Raw genomic sequence first — 22,056 nt, forward strand, 5'->3', positions numbered from 1 at the left:
TGCCAAGACAATGTCGTCGCATTGGCAAACTTCCGACACAGGCTCGGGGCGAATAACGCCCATCCGACATGACGCAGTGCTTCGCGCGGTCACGATTCCGCCGGCGCATTTCATTTATTTTGGGGAATCCGCGTGTCGCATAAGCTTGCCTCGGCGCTTCTCGCCGCCTTCTTTCTTGCCATTTCGTCTCTCTCCGTCGCCCGCGCCGAGCCGGCTGCGCCAGCCGTCAATAACGCGACCACACTGTCGCCTGACGAAGCCAGGCGCGCGCTGGAGACGCTTCAGGACGACAAGAAGCGCGGACAAATGATCGATACGTTGCGCGCGATCGCCAATGCGTCCGGTCCTGAGCTGCCTGCGCCCGAACAGAAGTCACCGATCCCGCTGTCGGCTGACGGTCTCGGCGCGCAGCTTCTGCTTACGGTGTCCGAGGAGATCGGCGAGATCTCGCGCGACGTCGCCGACATGGCGCGGACGCTCACGCATTTTTCGGCGTTCTACTATTGGATTGTGCGGACCGCCAATGATCCTGACGCCTATAATCTGCTGATCGAGATCGCCTGGAAGCTGGCGCTGGTGTTCGGTAGCGCGCTCGCGGCCGAATGGGTGATTGTGCGTCTGATCCGGCGTCCGGTCGCTTTCCTCGAGGGGCGCATGCCGCAGACCGCACGACTGCCGGCGCAGGCGTTGCCCATTGCCGATCCGCCCTCATCGGTCGCCGATGTCACCCCCGAACCCGAATTGCACAAGCGGCGGCACAGCCTCGCACGCGTCTGGCAGCTGCTGCTGCGGCTGCCCTTCGTACTGGGACGGTTGCTGTTCGAACTGCTTCCGGTGGTCGCTTTCGTTGGTCTCGCGACCGCGCTGCTCGGAACGGAAATCGGCGAGCCCGCCACGGTTCGTCTCGTGATCCTCGCAGTGGTCAACGCCTATGCGTTCTCGCGCGGGCTCATTTGTGTGGTCCGCGCATTGGCCGGGCCGTTCGGCCTGTTTCCGGTGCGCGCCGAGACCGCGGCCTATGTCGAGATCTGGGCGCGCCGCATCGTCGGCGTCGCCGTGACAGGCATCGCCTTCGCCAATGTGGCGCTGTTGCTCGGCCTGCACCGCGCCGGTTACGCAGCGCTCATCCGCATGGTGATGCTGGTCGTTCATCTCTTCGTCGTCGTCATCATCCTGCAGTGCCGTCGCCAGGTCGCCGATGCCATCCGCGCGCCGGCGGACCGGCAGGGCTTCGCTGCGCGACTGCGCAACCGCATCGCCGGGGGCTGGCATTATCTTGCCATCGCACTCGATCTCGCGCTGTGGGCGGTCTGGGCGCTGAATATCCGCAACGGCTATTCGCTGCTGCTGCAATATTTCGTCGGCACCATCGTGGTGGTGCTGGTCACGCGGGTTGCCATCATGGTGACGCTGAGCCTGATCGACCGCGGCTTCCGCATCCAGCCGGAGATCCTCCATCGCTTTCCCGGACTGGAGATCCGCGCCAATCGCTATCTGCCGCTGCTGCGCAAGATCGTGTCCGGCGTGATCGCCTTTGTCGGCTTCGTCGCCGTGCTCGAGGTCTGGGGCGTCGATGCCATCGTCTGGTTCTATGGCGGCCAGATCGGCAGCAGGCTGCTGTCGGCGGTGGCGACGATCGGCGTCGCCGTCATCATCGCGGCGGCAATCTGGGAAGCCAGCAATGCGCTCCTGGACCGGCAGATCAACACGCTGTCCCGCGATGGACATTATGCCCGCGCGGCACGCTTGCGCACGTTCCAGCCGATGCTCCGCACGGCGCTTCTTTGCCTGATCGCGACCGTCGTCGGCCTCACGGCGCTGAGCGAAATCGGCGTCAATGTCGCGCCGCTGCTCGCGGGTGCCGGCATCGTCGGCATCGCCATCGGCTTCGGCTCGCAGAAGCTGGTGCAGGATCTCATCACCGGCCTGTTCCTGCTGCTGGAGAACACGGTCCAGGTCGGCGACACCGTCAGCGTGTCGGGCCTGTCAGGCGTGGTCGAGAATGTTTCGATCCGCACCATTCGCCTGCGCGCCGGCGACGGCGCCGTGCACATCGTGCCGTTCAGCGCGGTCACGACCATCACCAATGCCAGCCGCGGTGCCGGCAATGCGTCGGTCAGCGTCAATGTCGCCTACAAGGAGGACACCGACCGCGCCGGCCAGATCCTCAAGGAGATCGTCGAGGAGATGCGCCGCGAGAGCGAATTCCGCCCGTTGATCCGCGGCGATCTCGAGCTCTGGGGCATCGACAAGGTCGACGGCGCCATGGTGTCGATCGTCGGCCAGATCCGCTGCACCGAGGCCGGCCGCTGGCCGGTCCAGCGCGAGTTCAACCGCCGCATGAAGCAGCGCTTCCAGCAGAACGGCATCGAGGTCGCATCCGCGACCCAGACCATTTTGATGCATGTCGCTCCGCCGGCAGATCACGCCGCAAATCTCACGCCGCGGCGGGCGGCCGGGTAGCGACCCGGTCAACTTACCGCTTGCCACCGCACACCCGGCAGCGTTCACTCGCCCTGCAGTCCGCTGATGACATGCGGGCGACAAGAAGCTCGGGAGAGGCTGATGCGGGGGCTGTGGGGCGCGTTGCGCGGTCATGTGATCGTCATTTGCGCGTTAGTCGGATGCGTGGCGTGGATCGCACCCGGCCATGCTCAACCATTCCCATCGCGTCCCATGACCTTGGTGGTCCCGTTCGCGGCCGGCGGACCGACCGATACGCTGGCGCGGATCCTGTCGGAGCGGATCGCGGCCGAGCTGCACGCGACGATCGTGGTCGAGAACGTCGCCGGTGCCTCCGGCAGCATCGCGGGCGCTCGCGTCGCACGCGCAACGCCAGACGGCACCACCATCACCATCGGCCATTGGGGCACGCATGTGCTCAACGGCGCGATCTTCAAGCTGCCCTATGATTTGCTCGCCGATTTCGAGCCGGTTGCGCTGGTCGCGATGGGGACCCAGCTGATCGTGGGCCGGAAGTCGCTCGAGGCCAATAACCTGAAAGAGCTGATTGCGTGGCTGAAGGCCAATCCTGGCAAGGCGACTGCGGGGACCGCTGGCGCCGGCACCGGAGCGCATGTCGCCGGCGTCTTCTTCAAGGAAAAGACCAGCACCGACTTCCAGTTCGTGCCCTATCGCGGCGCGGGGCCCGCCATGATCGATCTCGTCGCTGGACAGATCGACATCATGTTCGACCAGGCCTCGAACTCGCTGCCGCAATACAAGAATGGTGCGATCAAGGCGTTCGCGGTGACATCGCCGACGCGGCTCCCGTCTGCGCCCGATATTCCGACGGTCGATGAGGCCGGCCTGCCTGGTCTCTACATCTCCTACTGGCACGGCATCTGGGCGCCGAAGGCCACGCCGAAGGAGATCGTCACAAAGCTCAACGCGGCCATCGTCTCGGCGCTTGCCGATCCCTCGGTCAAGCGGCGCTTTGCCGAACTGAGCCAGGAGATCCCGCCGGTCGATCAACAATCGCCTGCAGCGCTCGGCGCTTTCCAGAGGGCCGAGACCGAGAAATGGTGGCCGGTTGTGAAGGCTGCGGATATCAAGCCGGAATAGCGCTATCGCCGCATATTGCTTTCTCATCCTGACGGATTGTGAGGTTTTCTGGTCATTCCGGAGCGCGCGTCAGCGCGAGCTACGGTGCGCAATTGCGCACCGTAGCCCGCGACTTCGTCGCGCCCCGGGAGCGCAGGCTGCTCCTAGCCCTCATCATGATGTGCAAGAGCGGCCGCGTTAACCTTTGTGTCGTGCGCCGCTGCGGATCGTTCGCGAAAACCTCGCTGCGGTGCGAGATCACAATCACCCCACGCGTCGCTCGGTCCTTGATCTCAGCTGAGCGCTGACCGACAATGTTTGCGGTTCAATGTGAAGCTCTTGGGGGAATTCGTGAATAGACCTGCCCGGGTCGTTGCCCAATCGACATCATCCGATTCTGCGCATGGCATGACGCTGCTGCGCGATCCCTTGCTGAACAAGGGCACCGCCTTCACCGAGACGGAGCGCGCCGCGCTCGGTCTGCGAGGCCTGCTGCCGCCTTGTGTGCTGACGATCGAGACGCAGGTCGATCGCGTGCTGACCAATTTGCGCGCACTGCCGACCGACCTTGAAAAATACGTCGCACTGAATGCGCTGCATGACCGCAACGAAGCACTGTTCTTCCGCGTCGTCGTCGACAATATCGACGAGATCCAGCCGATCATCTACACGCCGACGGTCGGGCTCGCCTGCCAGAAATACGGCCTGATCTTCCAGCGCCCGCGCGGCATGTTCATTTCCTCGCGCGATCGCGGCCAGATCGCCGAGATCCTGAAGAACTGGCCCTATCCGGCCAAGCTGATCGTCGTCACCGACGGTGAGCGCATCCTGGGGCTCGGCGATCTCGGCGCCAACGGCATGGGTATCCCCGTCGGCAAGCTGTCGCTCTATTCGGCCTGCGCCGGCGTGCATCCCGAGCAATGCCTGCCTGTTGTGCTCGATGTCGGTACCAACAATGAAGAGCTGTTGAACGATCCCTATTATCTCGGCTTGCGCGAGCGACGGCTCACGGGCGAAGCCTATGACAGCTTCGTCGACGAGTTCATGACCGCCGCGCGAAAGACCTTTCCCGGTGTGCTGATCCAGTTCGAAGACTTCGCCAATCATTCCGCGTTCAAGCTGCTGCATAAATACCGGGATGAAGCTTGTGTCTTCAACGACGACATCCAGGGCACCGCGGCGGTCGCGCTCGCCGGCCTGTTCTCGGCGTTGCGGGTGAACGGTGGCAAGCTCCGGGACCAGCGCATCCTGTTTCTCGGTGCAGGCGAGGCGGCGACCGGCATCGCCGATCTCGTGGTCTCCGCCATGATGGCCGAGGGCGCAACCGAGGCCGAGGCGCTCCGACGCAACTGGCTGGTGGATTCGCGTGGCCTCGTCGTCAGCGGCCGCGACGGCCTCTCCGGCCACAAGCTCCGCTATGCCCACTCCGATCAGGCGCCGATCGCCGACTTCCTCACGGCGATCAAGACCCTCAAGCCGACAGCGATCATCGGCGTGGCCGCGGTCGGCGGTGCCTTCACGCCTGACGTGCTCAAGGCGATGGCCGAGCTCAACGAGCAGCCGATCGTATTCGCGCTATCCAACCCGACCTCCAAGGCTGAATGCTCGGCGGAGGATGCCTATCGCTACACCGAGGGCCGCGCGCTGTTCGCCTGCGGCAGTCCCTATGATCCGGTGAAGCTCAACGGCCGGACCTTCGTGCCGCGCCAGGGCAACAACTCCTACATCTTCCCCGGCGTCGGCCTCGGCATCATCGCCAGCGGCTCGCGGCTCGTGACGGACGAGATGTTCATGGCGGCTGCCCATACGCTGGCCAATTGCGTCGGCAAGGAGGACCTGGATCAAGGCAGTCTCTATCCGGCGCTGCCCCGCATCCGCGAGGTCTCGGCTCTCATTGCGGCCGCCGTCGCAGACGTCGCCTTTCAGCGCGGGCTCGCCGGCGGAGCCGCGCCCAACGACGTCAAGGGCCTGGTCCAGTCGCACATGTACGAGCCGAAGTACTGAGGTCGACAGTTCGGTCCGAACTTGCGGAGGCAGCCCCTCACCCCACCCTCTCCCCGTCAGAACGGGGCGAGGGAGTGAGAGAGCGGCGCCTCCTGACGTTGGATGATCTACCAGATTGTTCGCGGTGACGCTTCTTAACCTCTCCCCGCTCTCTGCGGGGAGAGATCGGATTGCCTCGGCGATGCGAAGCATCGTCCGGGGCAGTCCGGGTGAGGGGCAAGGCACGCTCTTCGCCAGATCGAAGGCCTGTCCGACTTGCGGCGCCCAATGAGGCCTGCACGGCGAGACCATTCCGGCCGGAATCGCAATTGTCCGCCGTTGCCTGATGTGCGACGGTCTGTAACGTTACAAGAAACCCAAGACGCTAGGTAAGTCACCATGGACGATCGTTTGCCCGACCTGGGCGACCTCGAGCACGAGGTCATGCAATTGGTATGGGCCCACGGGCCGGTGACGGCCGAAATCGTGCGCGAGCGTCTGTCGCGGCGTCTGAAGGAATCGACGGTGCGGACGGTGCTGCGCCGGCTGGAGGAAAAGGGCTATGCTCGTCACACCGTGGATGGGCGGACCTACGTCTACCACGCCGCCGAAGAGCGCGCCCGCGTCGCCGCCAAGGCGGTGCAGCGCATCGTCGACTGGTTCTGCAACGGCTCGATGGAGGAAGTCCTCGTCGGCATGGTGGACAATGCGATGCTCGACCAGCAGCAATTGCGTGCGCTGGCCGACCAGGTGGCCAAGGCGAAGAAGGCGAGGGGAGTGAAAAAAGAATGATCGCAGCTCTGGCTGAGGCGGCGTTACGCTCCTTCGCGCTGGGAGGCGTCGTCTGGATCGGTCTCACTTTGTTGCGCGTGCGCAATCCCCACGTCCACATGACGGCGTGGATCGTCGTGCTGCTGGCGTCGCTGGCGATGCCGTTCGTGATGCATTGGCCGACGCTCACCATCGACCGGTTGCCTTTGTCCGTGCCGACAGCCGATGACGTCTGGCCGGCCGACGTCCCGATGCTGGACCGGCCGCAGCCGTCCCTGCCGATCGCGCCTGGTGCCGCCATCGCGCCGATCGTGAAGCACGGTGTCTCGATCGACTGGTGGATGGTCGCCACCACCGTCTATGCCTGTGTCGCCGGCCTGCTGCTGATGCGGCTGGCTATCGGCCTCTGCCTGACCTGGCGCCTGGCGCGCGCGGCGAAGCCGGTGAAGAGCCGTGAGATGATCGATGCCGATGTGCGCGTCAGCCGCGACGTCGGCGGTCCCGTCACTTTCGGCTCGACCATCCTGGTGCCGCCGCAGTTTTTCCGCTGGGATGCGAAGAAGCGACTCGCGGTGCTCGCCCATGAGGGCGCGCACGTCGCCAATGGCGATTTCTACGTCCTCCTGCTTGCCTCGCTCAACCGCGTCGTGTTCTGGTTCAGCCCGTTCGCCTGGTGGCAGTTTGCGCGTCTTGCGGAGCTCGCCGAGATCATCAGCGACGCCCGCGCAATCGAGATGATCGACGACCGGCTGTCCTATGCCGAGATCCTGCTCGACGTCGCGGCTACCGTGAAGCCGCGGCCGATGGAGCTTGCGATGGCGCAGGTTTCGACCGTGCGCGCGCGGGTCGAGCGCATCATCACGGCCGCCGCCATGCCCGTGGCGGTCGGCTGGCGGAAGCGGCTGTGGATCGCGGCTGCGATCGTGCCTGTGGTGATCGTGTCGGCGGGCATGATCGCCTATCGCACGCCGGATCCCTTGCCTGCCGGTGCAGACCTCGGCCAGCTGCCTGCCGAGCACTACCATCCGTTCGTCAATTTCTACGCCATGGGTCCGACGTCGGTGTTCGCCATCTTCCGCGAGGGCGACGAGCTCTACGGGCAACTCACCGGACAGCGCCGGCTGCGAATGACCGTCGCGAGCGACGGCACGGCGTCCTACGCGGCGTCGTTCGGCGAGATCACGTTCCCGATCGATGCGGAACGTCGCTCGTCCGAGTTGATGCTGCACATGAACGGCCGCGATGTCCGTGCTGTTCGCGTCGCCGAGATGCCGATGCCGGCCACGGATCCGGTCGCGCTCGATCACTATGTCGGCTGGTACAGGGTCGCGCCGAACCGCGTGCTCACGGTGCGGCGCGACGGCGATCGCTTGCAGGTGCAGGAGACCGGGCGGGGACGATCGCCGGTCCTTGCCGAGGGCAACGATGCCTTCTCCGTCCGCGGCGATCATCTCCTGATCTTCTTGCGCGACGAGCAGGCCGGCGTCTCGCGTGTGCTGCTCCAGAACGCGACGTCCGGCGCTCGCCTGGCGCAGCGGATTGATGCGGCGCAGGCCCAGGCGATCGAGGCCGACTTCGCCCGGCGCCTGGCGGAAGTCCCCGATCGGTTCAGGGAGCAGGTCCCGGCTGCGGGCAGCAAGGAGATGATTCTGACGGGAATCGAGGATCTGCGTCGCGGCACGCCGAACTATGATCGCATGAGCGCGCCGCTCGCCGCCAACATCCACCGTCGGGTCGACGAATTGCGCGCGACGTTTGCAGCGCTCGGCGCGGTCGAGTCGATCTTTTTCCGCGGCGTCGGGCCCGGCGGCTATGACATCTACGGCGCCAAGTTCGAGAACGGCACGGCGGAATTCCGCCTGCTGCTCGAGCCCGACGGCAAGGCCGGCGACGTGATCTTCCGACCCGACGGCAATGACGAGCTCGGCGGCATCGTCTCCTGTTCGGAGGAGGCGAGCGTACGCGGCCGCGCCGGCACCTCGCCGATCAGGATCATGCTCTACAACGAGACCGAGGACGACATTCAGGTCTTCAATCTCGACGGGGCCGGCCAGCGCAAGGCGCAGAGCGTCGTCAGGTCAGACATGAGTTGGGTCGCGCTGACCACCGTGAACAGTCCCTGGGTGATCGCCGACAAGTCCGGGAAGTGCATGGAGATCGTGGTGCCGGGGCGCCAGACCCGCTTCCACAACGTCGAGGCCTCGAACCTCGTTGCCCGGCCGGGGCGCGCCGCGCGCCGGGCCGTTCCGATCGCCAATGGCGAGGCGATGCTGCGGCACTACATCGAGGGTATCGGCAAGGGGCAGCCCGACTACGACCACATGACGGCCGAGGTCGCCAACATCGCGCGTCAGCAGCTTCCGTTCGATCAGGCCATCCTGGCGCGGCTCGGCGCGCTACGCGCGGTCTCGTTCCGCGGCGTCACCGCACTCGACAGCGACATCTATGTCGCCCAGTTCGCCAACGGTTCGGCGGAATGGCGCATCGGCGTCAGAAACGGGACGATCACCAAGATCGCGCTCGGACCGAATTTCTAGATGGGCGGCGAGTCGGGATAGGGCCGCGATGCCGCCAATCCCGGCTTGCGTCAGCTCGTCGCAAGCGTTACGTTGTGTAACACTACGCGAAGTAACCTGACGCAATCGTTCAGTGCGGCCCTGGGCCCGGAAAGTTCGGCGCGGCCCTTCCAGTCGGATCGGGTTCAAGATGTGCACGCTGACGCAACGGGAGCTCGACTTTCTCGCCAGCCTGAAGACCGGCTGGCGGCTGCTCTATCGGCGTGAGTTGATGCGGCTCATCAAGGGCGACGCCGAGGCCGGCGAGGCGCGGCCGGAGACCGGTCCGATGATCTGGCGCGTCGTATCGGGCTGATTTTTCGCTGTTTTGTGTCGATTCAGAACATCTGACTGTGGTGGATTCATCACAGCCGGCGCGAAACGATGGTGGCCGCAAGGCCGCTTTTGTTCAGCCAAGGTTCTGCCCCGATTGCCCACCGAAACTCAGGCGTGTTCGGAGGGCGCATCATGTCTTGCATTGCACGTGCCGAAACGTCCCGGATTTCGCTGGCAACCTCGTCTCGGTTGCTGCTCGCCGTCGTCGGCGCCGCATCGCTTGCGGCGTGTGCGCAATCGCCGGTGGGCCGGCAGAGGGCCGATCTGGCTCCAGCCACAAAGCAGGCCGAGATCGAGCGCCCGCATAAGGTCAAGGTTGCGGCGCTGCATCCGCATCCGATCTTCAGGCCGCACCGGTCCAGCGATACAGCGAGCGCCAAGCCGACCGCCTCGCATGGCGTGGCGAGCTTCTACTCGGACATCGAGACCGCGAGCGGCGAGAGGTTCGACAAGAACGAATTGACCGCAGCTCATCCGACGCTGCCGTTCGGCACCAGGCTGCGCGTCACCGACGTGTCCTCCGGCCGCTTCGTGACCGTCAGGGTCAACGATCGCGGGCCCTTCGTTCGCGGTCGTGTGGTCGACATCTCGCCGTCCGCGGCCGAGGCGCTCGGCATGGTCGACAAGGGCCTCGCCAATGTCCGGCTCGACGTCGTTCAATAGAGCGCGGCTTAACCGGCTGTTAGCGGCTCTCCCGCACCATGGGTGCCCGGCAATTCGCCGCTTTGGGGGAGACGGCGCTTGAACACGATCCAGTATCTCGAAGATCAGGCTGCGCGCGCCGAGCGTCTTGCCAAACGGATCACGGATACGCCGACGATCGAAAAGCTCCTGACCTTCGCCGGCGAACGCCGCCGCGAGATCGAGGTCATCGCCGGCAGGCGGCGCGGCTAATGCCGTCATCTTTGCTCGGGTCGCGACGACCCGATCAGCTGTGGCTCTCGACGAAATCGCTGAGATAGTCGGGCAGCGTCACGCCGTCGATGTCGCAGCGGGCCTGGATTTCATCGGCAACATCGGTCGAGATGTCCTTCATCCAGTGCTCGAGCGTGTTGAACGAGATCACCTTGATCGGATCGTTGAAGCAGCCGGCGACGAGCTCGCCGATCGCAGTGTCGAGATCGCTTCGCTCGACGCGAATTTCGGTTGCCTCGTCGAGGCGATCGATCACCACGAACAGGGTCTGGTCGGCGCCGTAGGGCACGACCGCGGATGGTACGCCAGCTTCAAGCATGTGAGTTGCTCACGTCTTTGCTTACGATCTTCCGATCTCCATTAACGGGAAAAACCGGAAGAAGGTTCCTGGCCAGATCACAGGAAGCGCTTAAGACGTTTGTCGGTGGCGTGCGGCGGTGTCCGCCTACAGTCAGAGAAATTCTCTTAAGCGCGCCAGCTCGATGACGTGCTCGGGCGAGAGGATGTCGGTGACCAGCGGCGGCTGCGCCGCCGTGCGGATTTCATAGAGATGCCGGGTCGGCGCGGGCTTCTCCATGAAAGCCGAAATGCAGGCATCGAGCGTGCCCTCGCTCACTTGATAGGGCTCGCGGTCCGGCCGGCGCTGATTTCCGAGTGACGGCCATTTCTGCAGCACGGCGGGCGCGCTGAAATCGACCTTCGATGCGTCTCCCATCGTTCCCGCCTCACGCAAAAAGAACCCTGGCACGCAAAGCCTGCGTGCCAGGGCCATACCCATCGCTGCATCTCAAAGCCACGCCGCGACAACGCGGCGGCCGGGAAAAAGTTCCCGGCCGACGCTTAACTCGCGGCGGCTGCGATCCTGTGCCCTGGGCTCGCATGGCCCTGGCTGGTCTCGTCGCGACTGACCTCCGGCGGAAGGCCGGCAAAGCGCCGCAGGGCCTCGGCCATCTGCATCCGGCCCTGAACGCCGGTGATCACCACGTCGACCATCACAAAGGACGAGTGGAAATGGCCGTGCGCCTTCAACTGCTCGACCGGAACGCCCGTGGCGGCCATCGCTTCCGCATAGGCGACGCCCTCATCGCGCAGCGGATCGAACTCGCAGGTGACGACGAACGCCGGCGGCAGGCCGGCGACGTTACCGCGCAGCGGCGAGACGCGCGGATCGGCGCGGTCGGCCGGCGAGCAGTAGAGGTCCCAGAACCAGTACATCAGCGACCGCGTCAGGAAGTAGCCGATCGCATTGTCGTTGTAGGAGGGCCGATCCAAGGTGCAATCGGTGACCGGGCACACCAGCAGCTGACCAGCAATCTCGGGCCCGCCGCGGTCGCGCGCGAGCTGGCAGGTGACGGCGGCGATGTTGCCTCCGGCGCTCCACCCCGCGACCATCACCGGGCCCGGCTTGCCGCCGAGCTCCGCCAGATGCTCCGAGATCCAGCGCGTCGCCGCATAGCCGTCCTCGGCCGCGGTGGGGAAGCGATGCTCCGGCGCGTGGCGATAGCCGACGCTGATGAACATCATGCCGGTCCGCCGCACCATGTCGCGGCAGAACGGTTCGTCCGACTGCTCGTCGCCGAGCACCCAGCCGCCGCCGTGGAAATAGACGACCGTCTGATGCGGCCCCGGCGTTGCCGGCTTGTAGACGCGATAGGGCAGCGGACCGCCGGCGCCGGGCAGGGTGCCGTCGACGATGTCGCCAATCAGCCGTCCCGCAGGCCGGCCCTTGTTGAACTCGTTGACGAAGGCGCGCGCGCCGGCTGCGCCCATCGACTCGATCGGCGGCAGGTTCAACGAGGCCAGCAGGTTGAGCACCAGCCGCACGTCCGGCTGCAGCCTCACCACCTCGCCGTCATTGCATTGTGCGGCAACGTTCGGGCCCGTCAGCTTGAAGCCGAGCATGCCGCGGCTCGTGACCTCGTCGCAGATGCTGCGATAGGGACCGACGCCGCCGGTATAGGGCATCAGGCCCTGCACCTTGCCCGGCACGTTGGCGCCCGTGTACCAGGTGTTGGCGAGCCGGTGCAGCGTCAGCATCGAGCAGTCGGCCATGTGCCGGCCCCAGCCGGCCTGCGCCGTCGCGGTCGGCTCGATCGTGGTGAAGCCGGCATCGCGCAACTCAGCGAGGCGGTCGACGACCCAGTCGACATGCTGCTCGATCGACACCGCCATGTTCGACAGCACCGACGGGCTGCCGGGTCCGGTGATCATGAAGAAGTTCGGGAAGCCCTCGACCGTGAGGCCGAGATAGCTCTGCGGCCCCTGCGCCCAGACATCGGTGAGCGACTTGCCGCTCCGGCCGGTGATCGGATGCACGGCGCGGATCGCGCCGGTCATGGCGTCGAAGCCGGTCGCGAACACGATGACGTCGACGTCGATGCTGCGCTTAGCCGTCGTGATGCCGCCTGCGGTGATCGCCTTGATCGGCTCCTGCCGCAGGTTGACCAGCGTGACGTTCGGGCGGTTGTAGGTCGCGTAGTAATTGGTGTCGAGGCAGGGACGCTTCGCCCCGAACGGATGATCGTGCGGCATCAACGCTGCCGCCGTCTCCGGATCCTTCACGGCCGCCGAGATCTTCTCGCGAATGAGGTCCTGGACGATCTTGTTGCCGTCGACATCGACGGCCTGGTCGGCCCAAAGCTGCGTCAGGATGTGGACGAGATCGCCCGCCGCCCAGGCACGTTCAAACCGCTCACGACGCTCGGCATCGCCGAGCTGCCAGCTCACGACGGTTTGCTGCGGATAGGGCACGCCGGCCATCGACTGGCGCGCCTGCTCACGATAGGCCGCGCGATCGCTCTGGAACAGGTCCCGGCGATCGGCCGGCGCGGGACCGTTATGCGCGGGCAGCGCGAAATTCGGCGTGCGCTGGAACACGGTGAGATGCGCGGCCTGCTCGGCGATCAGCGGGATCGACTGGATGCCTGACGAGCCTGTCCCGATCACGGCGACGCGTTTTCCCGCGAGGTTGACGCCGTCATGCGGCCAGCGCCCGGTGAAATAGACCTCGCCCTTGAAATCCTTGACACCGTCGATTTCCGGCGGCTTTGGCGCGGAGAGACAGCCGGTGGCCATGATGTAATGGCGGCAGGAGACCGGTGCGCCATTATCAGTGGTGAGCTGCCAGCGCTCGGTCGTCTCGTCCCATTTGGCTTCGGTGACCTTGGTCTTGAAGCGGATGTCACGGCGCAGATCGTAGCGATCCGCGACGAAGCCGAGATAGCGCAGGATCTCGGGCTGCGTTGCGTATTTCTCCGACCAGGTCCAGGCCTTGTCGAGTTCCGGATCGAACGTGTAGCTGTAGTCGATGGTCTGGATATCGCAGCGCGCGCCGGGATAGCGGTTCCAGTACCAGGTGCCGCCGACGTCGCCGGCCTCTTCGAGCCCGACGGCCGACAGGCCCGCCTTGCGCAAGCGATGGAGAAGGTAGAGGCCGGCAAATCCGGCGCCGACCACGGCGACATCGACCTGCTGGAGTGTTCCACTCGCCGCCTTGGACTCACGTGCGGCGACCATTGCGTCCGGCATGGTATTCCTCCCGTGTCATTTTGTTTTGCCGGCAGGCTAGCCCTGCAGGCTCGGCTTGTCATCAGAGCAAGTGCAATCTTCGGTAGTCCGTTTGCGGCGTCATCGTGGCGGCGCGAACGTTACTTCAATGCACGCATCGCGACGCACAATGGCCGTGATTGCCCGGGGTAATCATGCCCGATCCGGCTGTGTATGCTTGCGGTTACAAGCCACGCGTACCCAGGGCGCCATGACCGAGTTGAGCGAGCGAACCAAAGCCAACATGGACGTCGTCCTGGAGGAGACGTGTCGCCAATTGCCGCATGGCGGCGATCACGACAGCCGCAAGTTCATCGCCGAGCGTCTGATCGAGGCCGCACAGTCCGGCCACTCCACGCTCGGCGAGCTCGGCATCATCGCGCGACGTGCGCTGGCGGAGATCATAGCCAAGGGCAATTAACTTGGCATCGCAGAGCTTGCCTCGCCGCGAGCTGCAGACGTAACCTGCCAACGACCCTTTCCGCGCCTCGAGATTCCCTGGATGCGGTGGCTGTTTGCACTCGTTGCGGCCTCTTCATGTCTTTGCTGCGCCGGTGCCGCCGTCGCGCAGGCGGTCGGCCAGTTTCCGTTTGCGTTGACGCGCGAAGGCCAGATGCTCGGCGCCGTCAAAGGCGAGGTGGCATCCTTCAAGGGCCTGGCTTATGCAGCGCCGCCGGTGGGCAGCCTGCGCTGGCGCCCGCCGCAGGCCTTGCCCGAGAGCTCGGAGATGAGCACGGCCTACGACTATGACGCGCCCTGCCTCCAGCCGTCGCTGCCGACCGCCCGCGAAGATTGCCTCACGCTCAACGTGTTTCGTCCCTTTGGCGTCGATGGGCCGCTGCCGGTCATGGTGTTCATCCATGGCGGCGGATACGTCGCCGGCACCGCCAATGATCCGTTGTTCGATGGCGCACGGTTCGCGCAGGCCGGGCTCATCATCGTGACCGTGAATTATCGCTTGGGCGCACTCGGCTGGCTCACGCATCCCGCGCTGTCGGAATACGGCTCCGGCAATTTTGGCCTGATGGACCAGATCACGGCGCTGCGCTGGGTCCACGACAATATCGCGGCCTTCGGCGGCGATGCGAACAACGTCACGCTGTTCGGCAACGGCGCCGGGGCGACATCGATCGCGCTGCTGATGCTGTGCACCCAGTCACGCGATCTCTTCCAGAAAGCCATTCTGCAATCGGTGCCCGGCCGCGTGCGCCTGCCGTCGTCGCAGGAGGCCGAGACTACGGGCCGGCAGTTCGTCGCCGCACTCGGGCAAGAGGCCGATTTGCGCGTCGTCGCGCCGGCGCGCCTTCTCGCCGCGGAAAAGCGTCTCTTGGGCAAGACGCCGCGCAGCTTTGCGCCGGCGGTAGATGGAAACCTGGTGACGGAAGACATCGCCGCCGGATTCGCCGCGGGTCATGAGAGCCGCATTCCCCTCATCATCGGCTCGAACGACGACGAAACCCGCTTCGACAGCGAGCTGGAGGTCAAGGAGGCGCTGTCATCGTCGAGTGAAAGCATTGATGAGTTGCGCAGGCTCTATCCCGAAGCCAAGAGGCCGTCCGACCTTGCGGCGGGCTTCTACACCGACAAGGTCTTCTCCGAGCCGGTGCGAATGCTGGCCCGGCTTCACGCCGCGACGGGCGCGCCGACCTTCCGCTATCGCTTTGCCTATGTGCCGGAAGCGCGGCGCGGCAATGCCGATGAAGGCCATGGGCGGGAGTTGCAGTTCATCTTCGGCGTCGAGGGCGTGCCCGGCGCGGGCATCTTCTCGCGGCGGGATCGCGAGCTTGCCAACCGCCTGCGCACCTACTGGATCAACTTCGCCAGAAGCGGCGATCCCAACGACGCCGAGCTGCCGCATTGGGATGCGGCCGCGGATCGCGACCATTTGCTGCTGATCACGAACGATCGCATCGCGAGCGGCGACGATCCTTGGGGAGAGCGTCTGGACCGGCTCGCGGGCGAGAGCAAAAGATGAGTTGGGGTTAGGCCGCGAGCTCGACGCGCGGTGCCGGGCTCAGCCGGTCTTCCTCCAGATAGTCCATCGCGCCGTCCTTCTCGACGGCATAGAACTGCTGGCCTTCCTTGGACCGATAGGCGGCGCGAACGACGCCGCGGCGGCCCTTGTCACTGTTGACGACGTCCCCCAGCGCAAACTTCTTCATCTCACGTCTCGCTTGTCTTCTGGCCGATTCCTTCGGCCACGGGGGCGATTGTGGGCGGCAAATCGTTAACGACTTGCTAACCATGCCGGTTTGCCTATGCTCGCCGCGAAGCGCGCGGGCGTTTAATCCGCGCATGTTGTTAACGAGACGAGCCGGCACAAATGACGCGATTTCCGACCCTGTTTCTGTCCCATGGCGGCGGCCCCTGGCCCTTCATGGAGGACCGGCGGGTGCAATATGCCAAGACCGCCGCGGAGTTCGGCCGGCTGCCGCAGCTTCTGCCCGCGCGGCCGAAGGCGGTGCTCGTCATCACGGGCCATTGGGAGGCCGACGCCTTTACCGTGTCGACCTCGGCGCATCCGCCGATGGTGTACGACTATTACGGTTTCCCCGAGCATACCTACCACATCACATATCCGGCGCCGGGCCAGCCCGAACTGGCTGCGGAGGTGAGGGCGCTGCTCAAGCACGCGGGCCTCGACTGCCGGGAAGATCCCAATCAGGGCTTTGACCACGGCACCTTCGTGCCGCTCGGCCTGATGTATCCGAACGCCGACATGCCGATCGTGCTGCTGTCGCTGAAGGCGAGTTACGACGCGGCCGAGCACATCAAGGTCGGGCAGGCCATCGCCCTCCTCCGCGACGAGGGCATTCTAATCGTCGGCAGCGGGCTCACCTATCACAACATGCGCGGCTTCGGGCGGGCCGAGTCCAAACCCGTTTCCTATGATTTCGAGGCCTATCTGAACGAGGCGATCAGCAATCCGGATGCTGCGCGCCGCAACGCGATGCTGGTCGATTGGGAGAATGCGCCGAGCGCGCGTCTCGCCCATCCGCGCGAGGATCACCTGCTGCCGCTGATGGTCGCGGCCGGCGCTGCCGGCAGCGACGTCGGCAAGCGCGTGTTCGTCGACGAGGTCGCAAGCGTCGCGATGGCGTCGTATATGTTTGGGTGAATACGTATACTCGTCGGACGGATTGGGTCGCGTACCGATAAACCCCGCGGCATCATCCACGTCGCTTTGCTCCAATAGGGACCAAATTCGTGCGGAATACCGTATGTCGCGAGGGGGCGATCGCGTCGGCTTTGGCTGCGTCATCGCGAGGTCCGGTCTCGCCTCACAAGCCGACAAATCGGCGGACGACGCAGCAAACCAGCTATGGGCTAACGAGAGACATTGATGGCTCGCTGCAAGAGCGGTAGGCGCGGTCACTGTTGGAGGGAGTGCTGACGCTGCGTGGGTGCAGCATTTCGCTGCTCAAAAACTAAAATACGGGGGGTGCGGGATGGCGGCGCAAATGCATCCGATGACGAACAAGGCTGCGGCAGCAATGTGATTTGCACGCCGACGCCATTCGTCAGTTGCCGACCGTTGCCATTCAGCACGAACAATCATTGCGGCTATTGCGATCGGAACGCTGCCCCCGATGACGCTGCACTGCGTTTCGTAGGTGAGAGCGCTGTTGATAGGCGCAGCGTAAGCGGCCGCTAGAAGCGAAAAGGCAACGAGCGGAGATGAGAGGACGCAGAGCACGAAGAGAGCCGCGCAAGCAGCCAGGATCGTTGGCAGCGGCCGCATGGCAAGCACGAATGCTGCATTATCCATTTGAGAACGAAGCGTCGGGGACAACATCGCAAACCAGACACCGCTGAAACATGTAACGAGTGCGATCCCTGCTCCGAACAAGGTAACGCGGTTTGCGCCCGCGGCAAATGCAGCTTGCGCCCGGGACCTTAAAGGCGGCACGAAGAGGGCGGCGGTTGGTACCAGCACGGCCAAGTATGCGATTGAGTTTAGAAGAACGCCGCCCATGCCGGCAATGAGCGCAACATGCAGCCGATCACGCGTGATCGCGAAGGCGATACTCAACACCGCTGCACTGGCGGCAGTCGCCCGCAGCGCAACTGTGTGGGCATCGTCATTGCCCATGAAAAGGCCTGTAAGCGCGAACGGAAAGACGAGAGCCAATGCTGGGACAGCCGTTGCCTCGAATGTAATTGCTCGATCCGACGTTACGAAGAGCCCGATCAACGCAGCCAAACTGAATACCGACGTGAGAGCGGCAGTATGCGACGTGTAAAAAACCGGCCACGGGATAGTCAGCAATCCCAATGCACCGAAAGATATTGCGTTGCTCGCGGTTGTTCCCATCAACGCCACAGCTGCGACGACGAGAATTGTAGTCTCGATCCGAACCAGGATTGAATCCCCAGACCAGCGTCGAATGCCGTCAAGGCCAGCGATGGCAACGGCGAGCCAAAAAATCGAGATGAAACATGCGTTGAGCGTCAACAAGACGCTTTCATTAGCCGTCGACCATAATGCCGAGTAATTCGACGAGATCGCAGCGACGCCAACGATGCCAATCCAGGCGAGCGGTACCAAAAGACGTGGCAATTGCGTCGAATGCAAGATCATCGACGGCCTGCGAGATTGAGGAGCATTTGCGTCACGACTTTCGCAGCCTTGGCAGTTGCCTCGTTACTACCTTAAGCGGCGCGACCAAACAAAATCTTGCAACCGCATCGTAAGTCCGCTTTCAGCAGGTGCGGAAAGTCGAAGAACAAATCGAGACCAGTCGCTTAGGGTCAAAACCGGCTATGGCAGCCAGCCCTGTTCTGCGTCCGCTCTGCTCGGCGGATCACGCTATCGGCTAATCCGCCCTCACATTCGGCGGGACGCCATCAGGCCGCGATAAAGCGCGGCGTATTCGCCCGCGCGGTTGCGCCAGGACACGTCGGTCGCAAGACCGCTCAATTGCAGCCGGCGCCAGGTCGCCTTGTCATGGAAGGCGGCGTTCGCCTTGCGCAGTGTGCCGGCGAGGGCATCGGCCGTCACCGGACCGAATTTGAAGCCGGTGGCGTCGCGTCCGGCCTCGCCGATATCGACGATGGTGTCCTCGAGGCCGCCGACGCGGGAGACGATGGGCACTGCGCCATAGCGCAAGGCGCAGAGCTGGGTCAGCCCGCACGGCTCGAACCGCGACGGCACGAGCAGCGCGTCGGAGCCGGCCTGGATCAGATGGGCCAGTATTTCGTCATAGCCGATCAAGACTCCGATCCGACCGGGATTGGCACGCGCGACGGCCTGATAGCGATCCTGCAGATCGCGTTCGCCGCTGCCGAGCAGCGCAAGCTGCATGCCCTGGTCCAGGATCGTCGGGATCGCCTCGAGCAGAAGATCAAGCCCCTTCTGCCAGGACAGCCGGCTGATGACGCCAAGCAGCGGCGCTTCGTCTGAGGAATCGAGATTGAATTGCTGCTGAAGCACCGCCTTGTTGGCGGCTCGGAATGCGATGTCTTGGGTGCTGAAGCGATAGGCGATGTGCGGATCGGTTTGTGGATTCCACACGTCGACGTCGATGCCGTTGAGGATGCCGCTGAGCACGCTCGAGCGCTCGCGCAGCAGGCCGCCAAGCCCCATGCCGCCTTCGTCGCTCTGGATTTCATGCGCGTAGGTCGGCGATACCGTGGTGATGCGATCGGCGAGCTGCAGGCCGGCTTTCAAGAAGCTGATGCCGCCGAAATATTCGAGACCGTGGACGTCGAACGCGGCGTCCCGCGGCAGGCCGATCGCGCCCGCCAGCGTACGATCGAATTTGCCCTGATAGGCCATGTTGTGAATGGTCATCACTGTGCCGGGCCGCGGCCTGCCGTCGTAGTGCAGATAGGCCGGCGCGAGCCCGGCCTGCCAGTCATGGGCATGCACCACGTCAGGCACGAAGGCCGGAACGAGACCGTGGCCGATGTCCGCGGCCACGCGCGCCAGCGCCGCGAAGCGCACGCCATTGTCCGGCCAGTCGACGCCCTCCGCGGTGACGTAGGGATTTCCGGGCCGGACATAGAGATGGGGCACGTCGAGCACGAACAGGTCGAGCCCGTCACGGGATCCGGCGAGCAGGCGGCCCGGGCCGCCGAAATAATCCGGCCAGCTCCGCAGCTCTTCCGCGCCCGAGAGTAGCCGGATCACGTCCGGATAGCCCGGCATCAGCGTGCGCATCTCGATGCCGTGGGCCTTCAGCGCAATCGGCAGCGCACCGGCGACATCCGCGAGGCCGCCGGTCTTGACGATGGGATAGACTTCAGAAGCGACCGCGAGGACGCGAACAGGCGTCATGTATTGAGCCTGTCGAGCATCGGCTGGGTGACGAGCGAGATGCCCTGTTCGGTGGTGCGGAAGCGTTTGGCGTCAAGCTCCGGATCCTCGCCGATGACGAGTCCCTCCGGAATCTCCACGCCGCGGTCGATCACGACGTTCTTCAGCCGCGCGCCGCGGCCGACATTGACGTAAGGCATGATCACGGCGTTCTCGACATTGGCATAGGAGTTGATGCGCACGCCGGTGAACAGCAGCGAGCGGCGAAGCGACGCGCCGGAGATGATGCAGCCGCCCGAGACCAGCGAGCTCACCGCCTGGCCGCGCCGGCTCTCCTCGTCATGGACGAACTTGGCGGGCGGCGTGATCTCCGCATAGGACCAGATCGGCCAGGCGCGGTCGAACAGATCGAGCTCCGGCACCACGTCGGTGAGGTCGATATTGGCCGCCCAATAGGCGTCCACCGTGCCGGCATCGCGCCAGTAGGCGCGGGGATCGCTGCCCGAGCGCACGCAGGAGGTCGAGAATTGATGTGCGATCGCGCGGCCGTTCTTCACGATATAGGGGATGATGTCCTTGCCGAAATCGTGGCTCGAGTTCGGGTCCTCGGCGTCGCGCTTCAACTCGTCGAACAGGAATTTCGCGTTGAACACGTAGATGCCCATGCTGGCGAGCGAGACGTCCGGCTTGCCCGGCATCGGCGGCGGATCCTTGGGCTTCTCAAGGAACTGCATAATCCAGCCGTTCTCGTCGATATGCATGATGCCGAAGCCCGAAGATTCCGCGCGCGGCATTTCGAGGCAGCCGACGGTCACGTCTGCGCCGCTGTCGACGTGCTGACGCAGCATCACCTCGTAGTCCATCTTGTAAATGTGGTCGCCCGCCAGCACGACGATGAAGCGGGCGTTGTGCGACTCGATGATGTCGATGTTCTGGTAGATGGCATCCGCCGTGCCGACATACCACATGTTCTCCGAGACGCGCTGGCTCGCAGGCAGGATGTCGAAGCTCTCGTTGCGCTCGGGCCGGAAGAAGTTCCAGCCCATCTGCAGATGCCGGATCAGGCTGTGCGCCTTGTATTGGGTGGCAACCGCGATGCGGCGGATGCCGGAGTTCACCGCATTCGACAATGCGAAATCGATGATACGGGATTTGCCGCCGAAATAGACCGCGGGCTTGGCGCGCCGGTCGGTCAGCTCCAGCAGCCGGCTGCCGCGACCGCCGGCAAGGACAAACGCCAAGGCCTGGCGGGCAAGCGGCTCATTTCCGGCGGCACTCATGTGATCCTCCCACTTATCTGGCGCAAGCTCAGGCCTTCGCGAAGTGCCTTCCGGCCGCGCACCATTGGAACCGATAGTAGCGGTACGAATAGTAAATCGGGAAGACGCTTGTTGGTTGCGAATGCATGGGAAGCTTAACGCTTTGCCGGGGCGCGCCCGCTCGCCCATACCGACGCCGCGGCTTGACAGCGGCGCGGGCGAGGCGTCGTCCGCTGGTCACAATTGAGGCATACGCGGCCGTCTTGTGCGCTGCACTCGAATTCGAGCCTTTGACTTGGCGCAAGGATGCTCGATCATACGGCTGCGATGCTCTTCCGAACGAAACGTCAGACAGGGAGTAAGACGATGAGTATCTGGAAAGTGGCGATTGCCTGCTCGCTGACGGTCGGGGTCATGGCCGGCCAAATCCAGCAGGCGGCAGCGGCGCCGATGCCGACCAATGTCGCGACCATGAAGGCTGCGGCTGGCGATGACGTCACACAGGTGCATTGGCGCGGCGGTGGATGGGGCTGGGGTCTCGGTGGCCTTGCAGCGGGTGCGATCATCGGCGGCGCCATCGCCAGCGGAGCGCCTTATGGTTACGGCTACTATGGCGGCGGGCCATATTACGGCGGCTACGGTTACCCCGGCTACGGCTATGGTTACGCGCCGGCCTATTATGGCTACGGCTATGGACCAGCCTATCCGCGATACTATCGGCCCTACCGTCCATATTACGGCTATTATCGGCCGTACCGGGTCTATCACCGTCACTATTTTCGCGGCTATTGGTGAGCGGTCGTTGCCTGGGCATGACCTGGAAAGCTGCTTCGCTCTTTCCCGGATCATGCTCTAGATAGGTTCATGCAGACGAGATGCGCGAGCACGA

19 protein-coding genes are annotated in these 22,056 nt (G+C 64.4%); 12 read left to right on the forward strand and 7 right to left on the reverse strand.

Features of this window, described 5'->3' with window-relative positions:
* The first annotated feature begins 132 nt into the window (after positions 1–132).
* From ACWAT4_RS11485 to ACWAT4_RS11520, 8 genes are all read left to right on the forward strand, one after another.
* Entirely contained in the window at positions 133–2,463 is a 2,331-nt protein-coding gene (locus ACWAT4_RS11485) for a mechanosensitive ion channel domain-containing protein (RefSeq protein WP_449730560.1), read from the forward strand.
* Positions 2,464–2,565: 102 nt separating this feature from the next.
* Entirely contained in the window at positions 2,566–3,564 is a 999-nt protein-coding gene (locus tag ACWAT4_RS11490; protein WP_449730561.1) for a tripartite tricarboxylate transporter substrate-binding protein, read from the forward strand.
* A 387-nt stretch (positions 3,565–3,951) separates the two neighbouring features.
* On the forward strand, positions 3,952–5,547 hold the full coding sequence (locus ACWAT4_RS11495; RefSeq protein ID WP_249148991.1) for an NAD-dependent malic enzyme: 1,596 nt from the start codon (positions 3,952–3,954) through the stop codon (positions 5,545–5,547).
* Between the two features lie 378 nt (positions 5,548–5,925).
* A complete protein-coding gene (locus ACWAT4_RS11500) occupies positions 5,926–6,318 on the forward strand; it encodes a BlaI/MecI/CopY family transcriptional regulator (protein ID WP_148753097.1) in 393 nt (130 codons plus the stop codon).
* Complete coding sequence (locus tag ACWAT4_RS11505) at positions 6,315–8,834, forward strand: M56 family metallopeptidase (protein WP_449730562.1); 2,520 nt, start codon at positions 6,315–6,317, stop codon at positions 8,832–8,834. The genes ACWAT4_RS11500 and ACWAT4_RS11505 overlap by 4 nt, the downstream gene beginning before the upstream one ends.
* Before the next feature lie 169 nt (positions 8,835–9,003).
* A complete protein-coding gene (locus ACWAT4_RS11510; RefSeq protein ID WP_212298792.1) occupies positions 9,004–9,168 on the forward strand; it encodes a hypothetical protein in 165 nt (54 codons plus the stop codon).
* Positions 9,169–9,320: 152 nt separating this feature from the next.
* Entirely contained in the window at positions 9,321–9,851 is a 531-nt protein-coding gene (locus ACWAT4_RS11515; RefSeq protein WP_212298791.1) for a septal ring lytic transglycosylase RlpA family protein, read from the forward strand.
* A gap of 78 nt (positions 9,852–9,929) precedes the next feature.
* Entirely contained in the window at positions 9,930–10,082 is a 153-nt protein-coding gene (locus ACWAT4_RS11520) for a hypothetical protein (protein WP_212298790.1), read from the forward strand.
* A 34-nt stretch (positions 10,083–10,116) separates the two neighbouring features.
* Here the strand turns inward: ACWAT4_RS11520 and ACWAT4_RS11525 are convergent, their stop codons facing one another.
* The 3 genes from ACWAT4_RS11525 to ACWAT4_RS11535 form a co-directional block, all read right to left on the reverse strand.
* On the reverse strand, positions 10,117–10,422 hold the full coding sequence (locus ACWAT4_RS11525; protein ID WP_212298789.1) for a hypothetical protein: 306 nt from the start codon (positions 10,420–10,422) through the stop codon (positions 10,117–10,119).
* Positions 10,423–10,554: 132 nt separating this feature from the next.
* Positions 10,555–10,818 (reverse strand): hypothetical protein, encoded by a 264-nt coding sequence (locus tag ACWAT4_RS11530; protein ID WP_212425436.1) that lies wholly within the window; start codon positions 10,816–10,818, stop codon positions 10,555–10,557.
* Between the two features lie 125 nt (positions 10,819–10,943).
* Positions 10,944–13,631 carry a flavin-containing monooxygenase gene (locus tag ACWAT4_RS11535; RefSeq protein WP_449730563.1) on the reverse strand — a complete coding sequence of 896 codons (2,688 nt, stop codon included), beginning with the start codon at positions 13,629–13,631 and terminating at the stop codon, positions 10,944–10,946.
* Positions 13,632–13,860: 229 nt separating this feature from the next.
* On the opposite strand from ACWAT4_RS11535, the gene ACWAT4_RS11540 reads away from it, so the two are divergent.
* Positions 13,861–14,070, forward strand: coding sequence for a hypothetical protein (locus tag ACWAT4_RS11540; protein WP_212425438.1), 210 nt, complete (start codon positions 13,861–13,863; stop codon positions 14,068–14,070).
* Between the two features lie 81 nt (positions 14,071–14,151).
* Entirely contained in the window at positions 14,152–15,624 is a 1,473-nt protein-coding gene (locus ACWAT4_RS11545; RefSeq protein WP_212298785.1) for a carboxylesterase/lipase family protein, read from the forward strand.
* A gap of 7 nt (positions 15,625–15,631) precedes the next feature.
* On the opposite strand, the gene ACWAT4_RS11550 is transcribed toward ACWAT4_RS11545, so the two are convergent.
* Positions 15,632–15,811: a hypothetical protein gene (locus ACWAT4_RS11550; RefSeq protein WP_027519499.1), complete on the reverse strand. Its 180-nt coding sequence runs from the start codon at positions 15,809–15,811 to the stop codon at positions 15,632–15,634.
* A gap of 161 nt (positions 15,812–15,972) precedes the next feature.
* Between ACWAT4_RS11550 and ACWAT4_RS11555 the strand changes: the two genes are divergently transcribed.
* Entirely contained in the window at positions 15,973–16,767 is a 795-nt protein-coding gene (locus tag ACWAT4_RS11555; RefSeq protein ID WP_449730564.1) for a DODA-type extradiol aromatic ring-opening family dioxygenase, read from the forward strand.
* Positions 16,768–17,070: 303 nt separating this feature from the next.
* Here the strand turns inward: ACWAT4_RS11555 and ACWAT4_RS11560 are convergent, their stop codons facing one another.
* The 3 genes from ACWAT4_RS11560 to glgC all read right to left on the reverse strand — a co-directional run bounded on the left by ACWAT4_RS11560 (position 17,071) and on the right by glgC (position 21,188).
* Positions 17,071–18,231 (reverse strand): hypothetical protein, encoded by a 1,161-nt coding sequence (locus ACWAT4_RS11560; protein WP_449730565.1) that lies wholly within the window; start codon positions 18,229–18,231, stop codon positions 17,071–17,073.
* A gap of 246 nt (positions 18,232–18,477) precedes the next feature.
* Positions 18,478–19,929 carry a glycogen synthase GlgA gene (glgA, locus tag ACWAT4_RS11565; RefSeq protein WP_449730566.1) on the reverse strand — a complete coding sequence of 484 codons (1,452 nt, stop codon included), beginning with the start codon at positions 19,927–19,929 and terminating at the stop codon, positions 18,478–18,480.
* Positions 19,926–21,188, reverse strand: a complete 1,263-nt coding sequence (glgC, locus tag ACWAT4_RS11570) for a glucose-1-phosphate adenylyltransferase (protein ID WP_212298781.1) — start codon at positions 21,186–21,188, stop codon at positions 19,926–19,928. Before glgC ends, glgA begins: the two co-directional genes overlap by 4 nt.
* Positions 21,189–21,533: 345 nt before the next feature.
* Here glgC and ACWAT4_RS11575 point away from each other — a divergent pair, with 345 nt between their 5' ends.
* Positions 21,534–21,962, forward strand: coding sequence for a hypothetical protein (locus ACWAT4_RS11575; RefSeq protein WP_212298780.1), 429 nt, complete (start codon positions 21,534–21,536; stop codon positions 21,960–21,962).
* Positions 21,963–22,056: the final 94 nt, after the last annotated feature.

Source organism: Bradyrhizobium sp. T-1, from assembly GCF_053592855.1.